Source organism: Pseudomonas azerbaijanoccidentalis, from assembly GCF_019145495.1.
GTDB classification, from domain to species: domain Bacteria; phylum Pseudomonadota; class Gammaproteobacteria; order Pseudomonadales; family Pseudomonadaceae; genus Aquipseudomonas; species Aquipseudomonas azerbaijanoccidentalis.
The window spans coordinates 59,165-74,234 of the sequence record NZ_JAHSTU010000012.1; the positions used below are offsets into that span (position 1 = coordinate 59,165).

Below are 15,070 nucleotides of genomic sequence, written 5' to 3' on the forward strand. Positions count from 1 at the left end.
TCAGGGCCTCTTATTGGCAGTTGATTTGGACGAGGCTCAATCGAGGTCGTCGGTGTGGCTGGCGGCACCGCTGTCGGCGAAGCTCAGGCCGTGTTTGCGCAGTTTGTCGTGCAAGGTCTTGCGCGGAATGCCGAGGGCTTCGGCGACGCTGCGCACTGAACTGTGCGAGCGCGCCAGCTCGGCGGCAATCAGGGTTTTCTCGAAGTTTTCCACTTGCTCGCTCAAGCCACCGCTGACCAGTTCCACCACGGTGCCGACTGCGCCTTGCGCCTCGTTGTTATCCAGTGCCAGTTCCAGGCCGAGGGCGAAACGCTCCGCCGCGTTTTGCAGTTCACGCACGTTGCCGGGCCAGGTGTGGCGCAGCAGCAGCGCGCGTTGTCCCGGTTGCAGTTCGTGGGGCGGCAAGCCGTGGCGGCCGCTGGCCTCATCGGCAAAATGCTGGAACAGCACCAGCGCATCTTCGCCGCGTTCGCGCAGCGGTGGAATGCGCAGCGGCGCGACGTTCAGGCGGTAGTACAAGTCGGCACGGAAACGGCCCTGATCGGCAGACTGGCGCAGGTCTTCCTTGGTGGCGGCGATGATGCGGATATCCAGCGGGATCAGTTGATTGCCGCCCAGGCGTTCGACCACACGTTCTTGCAGCAAACGCAGCAATTTCACCTGAACATCCAGGCTCATGCTCTCGATTTCATCGAGGAACAACGTGCCGCCGTTGGCGAATTCGAACTTACCGATGCGGCGTTTTTGCGCACCGGTGAAGGCGCCCGGTTCATGGCCGAACAGTTCGCTTTCGACCACCGATTCGGCCAGCGCTCCGGCGTTGATTGCCACGAAGGGGCCGTTCCGCCGACTCGATAGATCATGCAGCGCCCGGGCCACCACTTCCTTGCCGGCACCGGTTTCGCCGAGGATCAGCACGTCGGCCTTGGTCGCCGCCAACGCGCCAATCTGTTCGCGCAGGCGCAGCATCGACGGTGATTGCCCGACCAGTCGCGTGCTCAGTTCATTGCGGTCACTCAGGGCCAGACGCAAGCTGCGGTTATCCAGCACCAGTCGACGCAGGGCCAGGGCGCGGCGCACGCTGTCGAGCAGGGCATCGCTGGCGAAGGGTTTTTCCAGAAAGTCATAGGCCCCGGCGCGCATGGCTTGCACCGCCAGCGGCACATCGCCGTGACCGGTAATCAGCAGCACCGGCAGCTCCGGGTCCTGGGCGTGCAGTTCGGTCAGCAGTTCGAGACCGTCCATGCCCGGCATGCGAATGTCGCTGACCACCACACCGGGCCAGTCACGCTCCAACTGCCCGGCCAGGCCTTTGGCTTCGGCCAGCGGCAGAATTTTCAGGCCAGCCAGATCGAGGGTCTGGTTCAAGGCCTGGCGCAGGTGGGGATCGTCGTCGATCAATACGACCTGAATGCGATTGTCGATGGTCATGCACTTCGGTCCTCGGACGGTTGCAGGCTCACACCCGGTGCGCCTGCGCGTAGCTTCAGGGTAATCAGTGCGCCGCCCTCCTTGTGGTTGGCGAACGACAGTTCACCGCCGAAGGCGCGCATCAGGGTCTCGCAAATGGCCAGCCCCAAGCCAAGCCCCTGCGTGCGAGTCTTGGTGGTGTAGAAGGGCTCGCTGGCGCGACCAAGGGCTTCCATGCAAAAGCCGGGGCCGTTGTCGCGAATGTACAGGTTGACGCCATCGGCGGTGGTTTGGGCACTCAGCCAGAGTTTGCGTGGCGGGCCTTTTTCGGTGAGCGCGTCGAGGGCGTTGGCCAGCAGGTTGCCGAGCACCTGGCGCAGACGGGTTTCACCGGCTTCGACCCACAATGCGGCGGCGGGCAGGTCGCGGATCAACTCGACCTCCATGCTGCGCCGCCGCTTGGCCAGTAAGGCCAGCGCGTCGTCCAGTGCCGGTTGCAGGGCGACGCTTTCCGGCGCGTGACGATCGCGACGGGCAAAGGCCCGCAGGTGAGCGATGATCGACGCCATGCGCCCGGTCAGTTCGCTGATCAACTTGAGATTGCCGCGGGCATCGTCGGTGCGTTGGTGGTCGAGCAACACTTCGGCGTTTTCCGCATAACTGCGAATGGCCGCCAGCGGTTGATTGAGTTCGTGGCTGATGCTCGCCGACATCGTCCCCAACGCCGAGAGCTTGCCGGCCTGCACCAGATCATCCTGGGCGCGCACCAGATCTTGCTGAGCCTGCTCGCGCTCCAGCACTTCCTGTTTGAGTCGACGGTTTAGGCCTTCCAGGTCGCTGGTCCGCTCGGCCACCCGGCCTTCCAGCTCACGCCGCGCCTTGGCTTCGAAGGCGATTCGCTCCAGGTAATGGCGACGCCGCTGCATCATCAAGCCAAGCAACAGCATCACCACCAACAGCATGGCACCACCGACGGCGACCACGGTCCGTACCGGGCGGTCGATCAGCGTGCGTGGGGCGAGGATGCTGACGTTCCAGCCGGTTTCCGCGATCGGTTGGGTCTGGGTCAGCCAGGCGTTTGGATTGAGTTTCAACGGCCGTGGATCACGGGTCGGGTAGGGCTGGATCGCAATGATTGCCTTGCGCTCTTCATCGCTCAAGGTTCGGGTCGCGCGAAAGCGCCATTCGGGCCGCGACGTGAGGATGACCACGCCGTTGTGATCGGTCAGCAGCAGTTGCTCAGGGGTTTTGCCCCAGAGGCTTTCGGTGTGGTCGAGGTCGACCTTGACCACCAGCACGCCAGTGATTTTCTCGCCATTGCGCACCGCAGCGGCGAAGAAGTAACCGCGTTTGGCCGACGTGGTGCCCAGCCCGAAGAAGCGTCCCAGACGCCCGGCCATGGCTTCGCTGAAGTACGGGCGGAAGGAAAAATTGCGCCCGACGAAGCTGTCGTGTTTGTCCCAATTGGATGCCGCCAGCGTCTTGCCCGTGGTGTCCATCAGGTACATGACTTCGGCGCCGGTCTGGGCGCTGATGTTTTTCAGCAGGCGGTTGGCATTGCCTTGGGTGACGCTGTCGTCGGGAGCGCCGAGCACGGCGCGCAGGGCCGGCAGATCACCCAGAATCTGCGGCAACACTTCGTAGCGATGCAAGGTGCCCAGCAGGTTGGCGACGTAGAGGTCGAGCGTCTGCCGGTTCTGCCCGGCCAGTTCGCTGCGGTAGTAGCGTTCGGCCAAATGCTCAAGCGGCCACAGTAACGGCGCCAGGCACAGTGCGAGCAGGGCCAGGCTGCGCCAACGGGGTCTGCGGGGGAGGGTCGGAGTCATGAGCATCGAGCGCCTGTGGATATCGACGCATTATGCCTAGGCAAAGACGTCGGCGTCCTTGAAGAGTACAGCGTTCTGATCCCTGGCCGACAGTTGTGGTGGGCTGTCCAGATGCCAATCAATGGCCAGGTCCGGATCGTCCCAGCGGATGCTGCGTTCGGCGGTCGGGTTGTAATAGTCGGTGGTCTTGTACAGGCACTCGGCACATTCACTCAACACCACAAACCCATGAGCAAAGCCTTCTGGTATCCACATTTGACGGCGGTTTTCAGCGGACAGGTGCACGGCGACCCATTTGCCGAAGTGCGGCGAACTGCGGCGGATGTCCACCGCCACGTCGAGCATTTCGCCTGAGATGACGCGCACCAGTTTGCCCTGAGTGTTTTGCAGTTGGTAATGCAGGCCCCGAAGCACGCCTTTCTTTGAGTGCGAATGATTGTCCTGGACGAACACCGGGCTCATTCCCGTGGCTGCTTGGAAAGCCTGGGTATTGAAACTCTCGAAAAAAAAGCCACGTTCATCTCCCATGACGGTCGGTTCGATGATCAGCACCCCGGGCAGGTCGGTGGTGACGGCTTTCATGGCTTTCTCCAGCAGTGGGTGTAATGCCCGACATTCTTGCGCATGGGGCCGATCGAAGCGAGGGGTGGGGGTTGCGTATCGCCCGAAGCAGTGGCGATATAGGCGCCTGATAAAATTTCCGAGGTCGTTGTATGCCGCTCGCCACGCTGATTCATCGCGCCAGTTTGCCCAGCCCGCAAGTGTCTGCGGAGCAAGCGCTAAAGCTGCTGGAGGAACATTACGGGTTGAGCGCAAGGTTGCAGGCGCTTGGCAGTCAGCAGGACCTCAACTACCGCGTCGACAGCGATCAGGGGCGTTTTGTCCTGAAAATCTGTCGGGGCGATTATTCGGCGTTGGAGTTGCAAGCCCAGCATGCCGGACTCAAACATTTGGCACAGCACCCGGATGTGCACGTGCCACGGGTGATCACGGCGAAAAACGGTGCCGATCTGCTTTCCCTGGAAGTCGCAGGCCAAGCGGTGCATGTGCGCCTGATGGATTACATTGAAGGTCAGTCGTTAACACACCTTGAGTACTTCAACCCCACCGTGGTGGCCGGTTTCGGTCGCTTGTGCGGCGAGATGGACCTGGCACTGGCGGATTTCGACCATGCGGGGCTGGCGCGCACGCTGCAATGGGATGCACGCCACGCACAGGCGCTGATCGCGCATTTGCTGCCGGTCATTCAGGACGAAAACCAGCGTCGGCTGATTGCCGAAGCAGCCGATCAGGCCGAACGGCATCTGCAGCCCTTGGAAGCCAAGTTGCCGGTGCAGGCCATTCACATGGACATCACCGACGACAACGTGGTGTGGCAGCGTGACGCCCAACGTCATTGGCAGCTGCAAGGCGTGATCGATTTCGGCGACCTGGTGCGCACCTGGCGCATCACTGATTTGTCGGTGACCTGCGCTGCGCTGTTGCATCACGGTGAAGGCGATCCGTTTTGTATCTTGCCGGCGGTGCAGGCGTATCACGCGGTCAATCCACTGACCCATGAAGAGTTGCAGGCGCTGTGGCCGCTGATCGTCGCCCGTGCCGCAGTGCTGGTGCTCAGCGGTGAACAGCAGGTCAGCATCGACCCGGGCAACACTTACAGCCGCGACAACCTGGCCCATGAGTGGGAAATTTTCCGCGTAGCGACCTCGGTGCCGCTGGCGCTGATGGAAGCAGCCATCCTGACGGCGGTTGGCCAGGGCCTGCCGAATATTGCCAGCGAAGGCTTTGCGCCGTTGCTGCCGAGCCTGGTCGGACGGGAGTTTGCCCTGATTGACCTGGGTGTCCTCAGCCCGCACTTCGAGGCCGGTAACTGGGAGCAGGAAGGCACCGACCAGCGCTTGCTCGACGAAGCTGGCGCCGTGCACGGTCTGGCAGCCAGCCGCTACGGGCAGTATCGGCTGTCGCGCACGCGCCCGGACAGCGCCGCCGAACCGGACACGTGCCCGCTGCACGTCGAGTTGCGTGTGCCCGACGGCACCACGGTCGAGGCGCCGTTTGCCGGCGTGGTTCATCAGCCGTTGCCGGGTGTGTTGCAACTCGACGGCCCGCAACTGAGCGTGCGGCTGTGGGGCGTCACGCCGTCACTGCATGCCGGTGCGGCGCTGGTCAAAGGCCAGGTGCTGGGCTCGGTCGGTGGACCGCTGATTGTGCAGTTGTGCCGAGGCGCTTCATTCAGTGCACCTCTGTTTTGTACCCCTTCACGCGCGCTTGCCTGGCAGGCGTTGTGCCCATCACCGGCTGCGTTACTGGGGCTGGCCTGCGATGCTGAAGCAGAGCTCGACTCAAAAACCTTGCTGGCTCGCCGTGACGCCAGTTTCGCCCGCACGCAAAAACACTATTACGTCGATCCGCCGCGCATCGAGCGTGGCTGGCGCAACCACTTGATCGACATGCAGGGCCGCTCTTACCTCGACATGCTCAACAACGTCGCGGTGCTCGGGCACGGTCATCCGCGCATGGCCGCCGTGACCAGTCGCCAGTGGTCGCTGCTCAACACCAACTCACGGTTCAACTATGCGGCGGTTGCCGAGTTCTCCGAGCGCTTGCTGAAACTGGCGCCGGACTCCATGGACCGGGTGTTCCTGGTCAACAGCGGCAGTGAGGCCAATGACTTGGCGATCCGCCTGGCATGGGCTTACAGCGGCGGACGCGACATGCTCAGCGTGCTGGAGGCTTATCACGGCTGGACCGTCGGCGCGGACGCGGTATCGACGTCGATTGCCGACAACCCCAAGGCCTTGAGCAGCCGTCCGGACTGGGTGCACCCGGTGACCGCGCCGAACACCTATCGCGGTGAGTTCCGTGGGCCGGACAGCGCGCCGGACTACGTGCGCAGCGTTGAACACAACCTGGCAAAAATCGCCGAGCAAAAACGCCAGCTGGCCGGTTTCATCTGTGAGCCGGTGTATGGCAATGCCGGCGGCATCTCGCTGCCGCCGGGTTACCTGAAGCAGGTGTATGCCATGGTCCGCGCCCAGGGCGGTGTGTGCATTGCCGACGAAGTACAGGTCGGTTACGGGCGCATGGGCCATTTCTTCTGGGGTTTCGAAGAGCAGGGCGTGGTGCCGGACATCATCACCATGGCCAAGGGCATGGGCAACGGTCAGCCATTGGGCGCCGTGATCACTCGCCGCGAAATCGCCGAAGCGCTGGAGGCTGAAGGCTATTTCTTCTCGTCGGCCGGCGGCAGTCCGGTGAGTTGCCAGGTCGGCATGGCAGTGCTGGATGTGATGGAAGAAGAAAAACTCTGGGAGAACGCCCAGGTTGTTGGCGGGTACTTCAAGGAGCGCCTGGAAGCGCTGATCGATATTCATCCGTTAGTCGGCGCGGTCCACGGTTCGGGCTTCTATCTGGGCGTTGAGTTGATCCGCAACCGCGAGACCCTGGAGCCGGCCACTGAAGAAACCACGGCGCTGTGCGATCGCTTGCGTGAGTTGGGGATTTTCATGCAGCCGACCGGTGATTACTTGAACGTGCTGAAGATCAAACCGCCGATGGTCACCTCGCGCCAGAGCGTGGATTTCTTCGTCGACATGCTTTCGAAGGTGCTCGACGAAGGCCTCTGATCCTCCCCTGTAGGAGCTGCCGCAGGCTGCGATCTTTTGATTTTTCTTTGCCATTCATGGCGCTGAAGATCAAAAGATCGCAGCTTTCGGCAGCTCCTACATTTTTGGGTGATAAATCGATTGTTATCGGGATTAAGTGCTTAAATTTAGACGAAAGGCATATATATCGCTTTGAAAGCCGATTTTTATCGGCTATAAAGTCGCCACTGCCAGGGTGTGGATAACCACGCTCGCCCGTCAAAGCACTTGCCCGGAGATGATCCATGAGCCGTATCGTTACCGTCGCCGCCACTCAGATGGCCTGTTCCTGGGACCTTGAAGGCAACATCGAAGTGGCCGAAAGGCTGGTCCGTGAAGCCGCCGCCAAAGGCGCGCAGATCATCCTGATCCAGGAACTGTTCGAGGCGCCGTACTTCTGCCAGAAGCCGAACCCCGATTACCTGCAACTGGCCACGACGGTTGAAGACAACGTCGCCATCAAGCATTTCCAGAAAGTCGCCAAGGAACTGCAAGTGGTGCTGCCGATCAGCTTCTACGAGTTGGCCGGTCGCGCGCGTTTCAACAGCATTGCGATCATCGATGCCGACGGCAGCAACCTCGGGATTTATCGTAAAAGTCATATCCCGGACGGCCCTGGCTACCACGAAAAGTATTACTTCAACCCGGGCGACACCGGTTTCAAGGTGTGGAACACCCGTTACGCGAAAATCGGCGTGGGTATCTGTTGGGACCAGTGGTTCCCTGAAGCCGCGCGCAGCATGGCGCTGCAAGGTGCGGAAATCCTGTTCTACCCGACCGCCATCGGCAGCGAGCCGCACGACAAGACCATTTCGTCCCGTGACCACTGGCAGCGCGTGCAACAGGGCCATGCCGGCGCCAACCTGATGCCGCTGATCGCCAGCAACCGCATCGGCAACGAAGAGCAGGACGGTTACGACATTACCTTCTACGGTTCGTCGTTTATCGCCAACCAGTTCGGCGAGAAAGTGCAGGAACTCAACGAGACCGAAGAGGGCGTGCTCGTGCACAGCTTCGACCTCGACAAACTCGAACACACACGTAGCGCTTGGGGCTCCTTCCGCGATCGTCGCCCGAACCTGTATGGTGCTATCAAAACCCTCGACGGATCCCTGGAGTCCTGACTGCCATGACCACTTTGAACAGCACCCCTCGCGCAGACGGCTTTTACATGCCGGCCGAGTGGGCACCGCAAACCCAGACCTGGATGATCTGGCCAGAGCGCCCGGACAACTGGCGCCTGGGCGGCAAACCGGCGCAAGCCGCGCACGTGGCGGTGGCCAAGGCCATCGCTCGTTTCGAACCGGTGACCGTCGCGGTTTCCGCCGGCCAGTACGAAAACGCCCGTGCGCGCCTCGATGTGCCGAATATTCGCGTTGTCGAGATGTCCAGCGACGACGCCTGGGTTCGCGACACCGGTCCGACGTTCGTTATCAATAACAATGGCGAAGTCCGTGGCGTGAACTGGGATTTCAACGCCTGGGGCGGCTTCGACGGCGGCCTGTATTCGCCGTGGAACCGCGATTCGCAGGTGGGCGGCAAGATCTGCGAGATCGAACGCAGCCCGCGCTATCGCACCGAAGGTTTCGTGCTCGAAGGTGGTTCGATCCATGTCGACGGCGAAGGCACGCTGATCACCACCGAAGAATGCCTGCTCAACCGCAACCGTAACCCGCACCTGAACCGCGCCGACATCGAAGCGGTGCTCAGCGCTAATTTGTCTGTGGATAAAATCATCTGGCTGCCGGACGGTTTGTTCAACGACGAAACCGATGGCCATGTGGATAACTTCTGCTGCTACGTGCGCCCGGGTGAAGTGCTGTTGGCCTGGACCGACGACCCGCAAGACCCGAACTACCCCCGCTGCCAGGCGGCCATGAAAGTGCTGCAAAGCAGCACCGACGCGAAAGGGCGCCCGTTCACGGTGCACAAAATGCCGATTCCGGGGCCGCTGTACGCGACCGAGGAAGAATGCGCCGGTGTCGATCCGGTGGATGGCTCCCAGGAACGCAATCCGTCGGTGCGTCTGGCCGGCTCCTATGTGAACTTCCTGATCGTCAACGGCGGCATCATTGCACCGAGCTTCGACGACCCGTTTGATGGTCCAGCAAAAGAGATTTTGCAGAACCTGTTCCCACAGCACGAAGTCGTCATGGTGCCGGGCCGCGAACTGTTACTGGGTGGCGGCAATATCCACTGCCTTACCCAGCAACAGCCGGCACCGCACAAAGAGTGAGTGCAGTTGTAACAGCTTGAGTTGAATGCAAAATCGGTAAGGCAAACGTTTTCGCGTGATGTCATGCCCCAAGCCCGCAGCCCTTAAGGACTGCGGGCTTTTTTGTATCCGCTTGTCGACAGTTCGGAAACATTGGCATAGCTCTTGTATCTCCACCGATGCATAACAGGGAGGGGAGAACTGCGATGTTCTGTCATAAACCTTGGATAAGTTAGCCGCTCACAAACCGGGAGAGAGCGCTGAAATGAACGCCGAAGTGAACGTTGTGAGCGAGCGGGCGTTGCATCCCCTGGCAGTAAATGGCGAATCGCTCCAGATCCTGGCGCACTGGTTCAAGTCCAATGGAACGCGTCCGATCAGTGAAACTGATCCGCGCCGGACGATGATCGAGCGCTACCCCGCTGGTCTATTCAGCGAAGCGGAACTGGATGCGTTGTGGGATGTGATCGAAGGATAAGAAGAAAAACAACGGATTGATAAGGAAAAAGCGCTGCCGGGAAGGCGGCGCTTTTTTTTCGCGTTTTTCATGGCCACTGGATCGTAAATGGGGCGAGCCTGCGAAATTGAGTTGAGAAACACAGTTCGGTTGATTGTTTCTGCCACGCAAAGCATATTCTTAGATGATTTTCGCCTAATTACAGACGATTCATGAAATTGACACATGGTCGAGTGCGCAGCTACGATTCGGCCCAACGCCTGTGGCAAACCGCCATGTCCAAAAAATAAGAAAAAGGCCCGCCACGAGAACTCGTGTGCGGGCCTTTTTGTTTGCGGAACGAAAAAAGAGCGCGATAGTGCCGTTTCAGCCGTTCGACACAGCGCGTTTCAACCCGTAATAAGGAAAACAAAATGTTGAACAAGCGAATCAGTCTGATCGCTCTGGGGATTTTGAGCGCTACACAGGCTATGGCTAACGACCAGGCCGAATCCAAGGGATTTGTTGAAGACAGCAGCCTCAAAGTGCTGCTGCGCAATGCTTACATGAACCGTGACTACAAGAACGGTAACGACGACAAATCCGAGTGGGGCCAAGCGGCCATCGGTACGTTCTCGTCCGGTTTCACCCAAGGCACCGTCGGTGTGGGTGTGGATGCGTTCGGTCTGTACGCACTCAATCTGGAGCGCAATGAAGGTCGCAGCGGTGCTCAAGGCATCGACTTCTTCAAGCGTGGTTCCAGTGGCGAACCTGCCGACGACTTGTCCAAGGGCGGTGCGGCGGTCAAATTCCGTCTTTCCAGCACAACCCTGACCTACGGCGACCAGATGCCGGCGCTGCCGGTATTGAGCTACGACAACGTGCGTCTGCTGCCGGAAAGCTACACCGGTACATTGATCACCTCCAAGGAGATCAAGGGCCTGGAATTGAACGCCGGTCGCTTCACCGCCGAATCGCGCAAAAGCGCTGAAGGCCGTGACAGCGGTGGCTTGAAGTCGATCAACGTGTTGGGCGGTAGCTACCAGTTCACCGAGCAATTCAAGGCTTCCTTGTACGCTTCCGACGTAGAAGACGTGCTGAAGAAGCAATACGTGAACGCGAACTACGTGTTCCCGATCGATAAGGATCAGTCCCTGACCCTGGACTTCAACGGCTACCGTACCAAGCTGGACAGTTCCTATGTCCGCGAAAATACCGTACCTGGCGAAAGCATCGTCACCGGCGACGACAACAAGATCTGGAGCCTGGCAGCCACCTTCGCCACCGGCGCGCACTCTTTCACGCTCGCGCACCAGCGCAGCACCGGCGACAGCAACCTGGGCTATGCCTACGGCGGCTACCAGAAAGACCAACACCGCGTCGGTGACGGTGGCAACACCATCTACCTGGCGAACTCCTACTGGTCCGACTTCAACGCCGAAGACGAACGCAGCTGGCAACTGGGCTACGGCCTGGACTTCAGCACCTTCGGTGTTCCAGGCCTGAGCTACAACTTCGCTTACGTGCGCGGTGACAACATCACCACCTCCACCAGCGAAGGCGGCACCGAGCGTGAAATCTTCAACCAGTTCAAATACGTCGTACAAAGCGGCCCGGCCAAAGACCTCAGCGTGAAACTGCGCAGCTCAATCCTGCGCGTGTCGCAGAAGTCGAGCGAGTACAACGTCAGCGGCAACGAAGTACGTGTGTTTGTGGATTACCCGATCAATATTTTCTGATGATGGGTAACAAGGCCTGATGCAAGGCTAAGCAAAAAAGAAGCCCCGACTGGTTCGGGGCTTTTTTTGACTTTGAAAAAAGCTCATGTCGCCGAAACTCGATGTTGGGAACATGTGTTGAGAACGTGTCGTCGGCGGCGACATGTTCCAGAAACGTGTCGCAAAAATTGAAAAATTGCGACACGTTAAGGCGTCATGTCTACACTGGCGACATGAGTGAAGTCTTCATCTGCTCAAAAAACATACAATAAACTGGGGGCGTTTTCTACATAACGAAACCGATCTTGACCCTCTCGTGCGCATGGCCGTCGGGCACTATCAATTTGAAGCCATTCATCCGTTTGTCGACGGTAATGGTCGCACAGGGCGGGTCCTCAATACCCTGTTTTTGATTCAGGAAGGTCTGCTGAATTTGCCGATTCTTTACCTCAGTCGCTACATCATCGCCCAGCGCGCAGATTACTACCGACTCCTGTTGGAAGTGACAGCCAAACGGGCTTGGGAGCCATGCCTGTTATTCATGTTGAGTGCCTTGGAAGAAACTGCGCGCTGGACGACTGCCAAGATTGCCGCCATCCATGCTTTGGCTGAACACACCTTTATTCATCCTAAACTGATGCAGTTACTCATCCGCGACAGTAACGAATTCAAACATTACGCTGTCTGAAGAGCCTCTAACAAAAAACGCAGCCTAAGCAGGCTGCTTTTTTTGAGACGCTTGCTAGATATTGTCCACTCTCAAGCAAGGGAAAAGAGGTCTCACCCGAACGCTGATTTTCAGGTCACCAACGGGGTTCCTAACGCCGACTATTGCCACCTGAGGGCAGTCGGTTTCGCGCTCTTGTGGCGATTATCAGTTGAAGAAGGAGTGGCGGTTAATTCAAGCGTCATGAAGTTAATTGATTACGCCACGTAACGAATGAAGTTCCCGTCCCCACCTTTATCCCCTCCAGCTAACTCCCTACATTGAGCTCCAACGCCTCTCCCATCATCCCGACGGGAAGGTCACTGGAGTTTCCCTCATGCCTTTCGTAAGCGTACGCATCACCCGCGATGGCGTTACCACTGAGCAGAAAGCTCAGGTGATTGCCGAGATCACTGAAACACTGGAGCGCGTGCTCAACAAACGCCCTGACCTGACCCACATCGTGATCGAGGAAGTCGACACCGATAACTGGGGTTACGCCGGGATCACCACCACTCAATACCGCAAGCAACTGGCGGAAGAGGGGCAGTCATGACGCCGTCGGTCACCGTCGATTTCGTCTCCGACGTAGTGTGCCCATGGTGCGCACTGGGGGCGACGGCACTGGAGCAGGCGATAGATAACGTCGCGGGTGAGGTATCGGTTGAGCTGACCTACAAGCCTTTCGAACTGAACCCGGGCATGCCGGCCGAAGGCGAGAAAGCCGTCGAGCACTTGATGCGCAAATACGGACGTACCGCCCAGGACGTCGCCAATGGCAAAGCGATGCAGATTGAACGCGGCAATGCCATCGGCTTCAAGTTTGACCTGGAGAAACGCACCCACTTCTACAACACCTTCGACGCTCACCGGTTGCTGTATTGGGCGCAGGTGGAAGGGCGTCAGGTGGCGCTGAAGAAGATCCTGCTCCGCGCTTACTTCAGCGAAGGCCAGAACCCGAGCGATCAGCCGACGCTGGTGCGGCTGGCGGATGAAGCCGGGTTGGACGAGGCCCGTGCGCGTGAGGTGTTGGCGTCGGGTGCGTTTGCCGAAGAGGTGCGTGAATTGGAGGCGTTTTACCAACAGCACGGCATCAATTCGGTCCCGGCCATGGTGCTGAACGGTCGTCACCTGGTGTCTGGTTCGCAATCGGTCGAGTACTACGAACAGATGTTGAGACAAATGGCCCAGGCACCTGCCGAAGCCTGATTCACCAAATTTCAAACCCCACTTTTGTTAGAGGTATTTATCATGAGCAATTCGAAAAAAGTCGTTGTGATCACCGGTGCATCCCAAGGTCTGGGCGATGGCATGGTCAAGGCCTTCCGCGCACTCGGCTACCAGGTTGTCGCTACCTCGCGTTCGATCAAGCCTTCGACCGATCCGGACATCCTGACCGTGGCCGGCGACATCGGCGAACCGGAAACCGCGCAAAGCGTCATCCGTGAAGCGATCGCCCGTTTTGGCCGCATCGACACCCTGGTCAACAACGCCGGCATCTTCGTCGCCAAGCCATTCACTGCGTATACCGCTGAAGATTACGCCAACGTGCTGTCGGTGAACCTCAACGGTTTCTTCTACATCACTCAACTGGCCATCAACGAGATGGAAAAACAGGGCAGCGGCCACATCGTCAACATCACCACCAGTCTGGTGGACCACGCGATCGACGGCGTGCCTTCGGTACTGGCTTCGCTGACCAAGGGCGGCTTGAACGCGGCGACCAAATCCCTGGCTATCGAATACGCCAAGCGTGGTATCCGGGTGAATGCGGTCAGCCCTGGCATCATCAAAACCCCAATGCACGGCGAAGAAACCCATGCTGCACTGGGCGCTCTGCATCCGGTCGGGCATATGGGCGAGATCGATGATATTTCACAAGCGGTCGTGTACCTGGACAACGCCAAGTTTGTCACCGGCGAAATCCTCCACGTCGATGGCGGCCAAAGTGCGGGTCACTAAGATCTGGTTATGCACACCGCAATGAAAGAAGCCCTCGTAGCAATACGAGGGCTTCTTTTTTTGATGAGGGGAAAAGGGCTTGTTTGTGATGATCAAATGCGTGATCACGTTTATTTAAGGAAGCGTCTGACATACAGAGAGGCAAACTCTTGTAGATCATTGATTCTTTTCTGTGGCGCGGGGCTATGGAAAAGTCATTCAAGGATTTCAAGTGCATCGCGTTCAGATTCGCAGGGGGATGCCGCTCAACCTGCCAAGGGTCGCTTTCGATGTCGACCGCGTGTTCTGCATCTCATTGGGCGAGCGCAAAGACCGACGTGAGCTTTTCCGGCAAACCGTCTCACGTAACATTTCCAACCCGATTGAATTCTTCATTGCGCAGCGCTGTGATGATCCAGTCCGGGGTTGCTATGAGTCGCATCAAGCGCTGGCCAAAATGCTATTGGCTGAAGGTTGGCAGAGAATTCTGGTCTTCGAAGACGATGCGAAACCCTACACGCTTCGCGCTACTCAGGTGCGATGGGTGAACCGATTTGTTCGCAACAACGCCTTTCAAGCGCTGCACTTGGGCTACAGCATGGGGAGAACCTGGCTGACCTGGTTTCCATTCATCGCCCGTGGTGAGGTGGTGGCGTTGCACGCTTACATCATCTCGCGCGAAGGCTGCCAGGTTTTAGCCGGCACGCCGTATAGCGGAACGCCGGTCGATGTCCTGTTCAAGCAACAGATCAAACAACATTGCGTGTTCCCGATGCTTTTCCGCCAGCACGCGGCGACGCAAACAGGCAGTGATATCCAAACGGTTGCCATTAATGAGGACGAATGGTGGGAGGGCAACTGGAGAAAACACCAACGGTCATTGCTCAAGAACATCTGGCGAACGGTGTTCAGGTTGAGGTTTTGATTTCGGGTTTTCTTGAAGGTGGGTTAAGCGGAGCCTGTTGAGTCATGGATGACTCAGGCTTGTTGCGAACAGCGCTGGATCATTTAGCCCCGGAAACAACAAAGCCCTCGTATTTCTACGAGGGCTTTGTTTTGTATGGTGCGGCACCAGGAGTCGAATGGATACCTAACTATTTGCCATTAATGATTTTTCTGAAGATGAAAATTCTTTTCTACCTCTAAAGCTACCCTTTACGTCTAGATAAGGAAG

The 15,070-nt window shown here is 58.6% G+C and carries 12 protein-coding genes and 1 pseudogene; 10 read left to right on the forward strand and 3 right to left on the reverse strand.

The annotated features are described in order from the left end of the window. Positions 1-36 precede the first annotated feature (36 nt). Genes KVG88_RS28745 through rfbC form a run of 3 tightly spaced genes read right to left on the reverse strand, consistent with a single transcriptional unit; the run spans position 37 to position 3,818 of the window. Positions 37-1,431, reverse strand: coding sequence for a sigma-54-dependent transcriptional regulator (locus KVG88_RS28745; RefSeq protein ID WP_217873391.1), 1,395 nt, complete (start codon positions 1,429-1,431; stop codon positions 37-39). Further along, on the reverse strand, positions 1,428-3,236 hold the full coding sequence (locus KVG88_RS28750) for a sensor histidine kinase (protein WP_150702674.1): 1,809 nt from the start codon (positions 3,234-3,236) through the stop codon (positions 1,428-1,430). Before KVG88_RS28750 ends, KVG88_RS28745 begins: the two co-directional genes overlap by 4 nt. A 36-nt stretch (positions 3,237-3,272) precedes the next feature. Next, positions 3,273-3,818 (reverse strand): dTDP-4-dehydrorhamnose 3,5-epimerase, encoded by a 546-nt coding sequence (gene rfbC, locus KVG88_RS28755; protein ID WP_217873392.1) that lies wholly within the window; start codon positions 3,816-3,818, stop codon positions 3,273-3,275. Positions 3,819-3,949: 131 nt separating this feature from the next. On the opposite strand from rfbC, the gene KVG88_RS28760 reads away from it, so the two are divergent. The 10 genes and pseudogenes from KVG88_RS28760 (at position 3,950) to KVG88_RS28805 (ending at position 14,821) form a co-directional block, all read left to right on the forward strand. Next, entirely contained in the window at positions 3,950-6,862 is a 2,913-nt protein-coding gene (locus KVG88_RS28760; protein WP_217873393.1) for an aminotransferase, read from the forward strand. Between the two features lie 263 nt (positions 6,863-7,125). Beyond that, on the forward strand, positions 7,126-8,004 hold the full coding sequence (gene aguB / locus KVG88_RS28765) for an N-carbamoylputrescine amidase (protein WP_217873394.1): 879 nt from the start codon (positions 7,126-7,128) through the stop codon (positions 8,002-8,004). Positions 8,005-8,009: 5 nt separating this feature from the next. Next, the gene (aguA, locus tag KVG88_RS28770; protein ID WP_217873395.1) at positions 8,010-9,116 is read left to right on the forward strand and encodes an agmatine deiminase; all 1,107 of its coding nucleotides are present in this window, start codon (positions 8,010-8,012) and stop codon (positions 9,114-9,116) included. Between the two features lie 244 nt (positions 9,117-9,360). Beyond that, complete coding sequence (locus KVG88_RS28775) at positions 9,361-9,573, forward strand: hypothetical protein (protein ID WP_217873396.1); 213 nt, start codon at positions 9,361-9,363, stop codon at positions 9,571-9,573. A 392-nt stretch (positions 9,574-9,965) separates the two neighbouring features. Beyond that, positions 9,966-11,270 carry an OprD family porin gene (locus KVG88_RS28780; protein WP_150702679.1) on the forward strand — a complete coding sequence of 435 codons (1,305 nt, stop codon included), beginning with the start codon at positions 9,966-9,968 and terminating at the stop codon, positions 11,268-11,270. A gap of 250 nt (positions 11,271-11,520) precedes the next feature. Then, positions 11,521-11,937: pseudogene (locus KVG88_RS28785) on the forward strand (Fic family protein); the annotation flags it as partial. A gap of 355 nt (positions 11,938-12,292) precedes the next feature. Next, positions 12,293-12,511 carry a tautomerase family protein gene (locus tag KVG88_RS28790; protein ID WP_056852134.1) on the forward strand — a complete coding sequence of 73 codons (219 nt, stop codon included), beginning with the start codon at positions 12,293-12,295 and terminating at the stop codon, positions 12,509-12,511. Continuing rightward, positions 12,508-13,164, forward strand: coding sequence for a DsbA family oxidoreductase (locus KVG88_RS28795; RefSeq protein ID WP_217873397.1), 657 nt, complete (start codon positions 12,508-12,510; stop codon positions 13,162-13,164). Before KVG88_RS28790 ends, KVG88_RS28795 begins: the two co-directional genes overlap by 4 nt. Before the next feature lie 42 nt (positions 13,165-13,206). Further along, the gene (locus KVG88_RS28800; protein ID WP_217873398.1) at positions 13,207-13,917 is read left to right on the forward strand and encodes an SDR family NAD(P)-dependent oxidoreductase; all 711 of its coding nucleotides are present in this window, start codon (positions 13,207-13,209) and stop codon (positions 13,915-13,917) included. A gap of 250 nt (positions 13,918-14,167) precedes the next feature. Continuing rightward, positions 14,168-14,821 carry a glycosyltransferase family 25 protein gene (locus KVG88_RS28805; RefSeq protein ID WP_150702716.1) on the forward strand — a complete coding sequence of 218 codons (654 nt, stop codon included), beginning with the start codon at positions 14,168-14,170 and terminating at the stop codon, positions 14,819-14,821. Positions 14,822-15,070 lie beyond the last annotated feature (249 nt).

What these genes read in the sequence shown, in the direction of transcription:
- KVG88_RS28780 (WP_150702679.1), top strand. Translation starts at nt 9,966, where the DNA reads ATGTTGAACAAGCGAATCAGTCTGATCGCTCTGGGGATTTTGAGCGCT.
- KVG88_RS28760 (WP_217873393.1), top strand. Translation starts at nt 3,950, where the DNA reads ATGCCGCTCGCCACGCTGATTCATCGCGCCAGTTTGCCCAGCCCGCAA.
- aguB (WP_217873394.1), top strand. Translation starts at nt 7,126, where the DNA reads ATGAGCCGTATCGTTACCGTCGCCGCCACTCAGATGGCCTGTTCCTGG.
- aguA (WP_217873395.1), top strand. Translation starts at nt 8,010, where the DNA reads ATGACCACTTTGAACAGCACCCCTCGCGCAGACGGCTTTTACATGCCG.
- KVG88_RS28750 (WP_150702674.1), bottom strand. Translation starts at nt 3,236, where the DNA reads ATGACTCCGACCCTCCCCCGCAGACCCCGTTGGCGCAGCCTGGCCCTG.
- KVG88_RS28775 (WP_217873396.1), top strand. Translation starts at nt 9,361, where the DNA reads ATGAACGCCGAAGTGAACGTTGTGAGCGAGCGGGCGTTGCATCCCCTG.
- KVG88_RS28795 (WP_217873397.1), top strand. Translation starts at nt 12,508, where the DNA reads ATGACGCCGTCGGTCACCGTCGATTTCGTCTCCGACGTAGTGTGCCCA.
- rfbC (WP_217873392.1), bottom strand. Translation starts at nt 3,818, where the DNA reads ATGAAAGCCGTCACCACCGACCTGCCCGGGGTGCTGATCATCGAACCG.
- KVG88_RS28745 (WP_217873391.1), bottom strand. Translation starts at nt 1,431, where the DNA reads ATGACCATCGACAATCGCATTCAGGTCGTATTGATCGACGACGATCCC.
- KVG88_RS28800 (WP_217873398.1), top strand. Translation starts at nt 13,207, where the DNA reads ATGAGCAATTCGAAAAAAGTCGTTGTGATCACCGGTGCATCCCAAGGT.
- KVG88_RS28790 (WP_056852134.1), top strand. Translation starts at nt 12,293, where the DNA reads ATGCCTTTCGTAAGCGTACGCATCACCCGCGATGGCGTTACCACTGAG.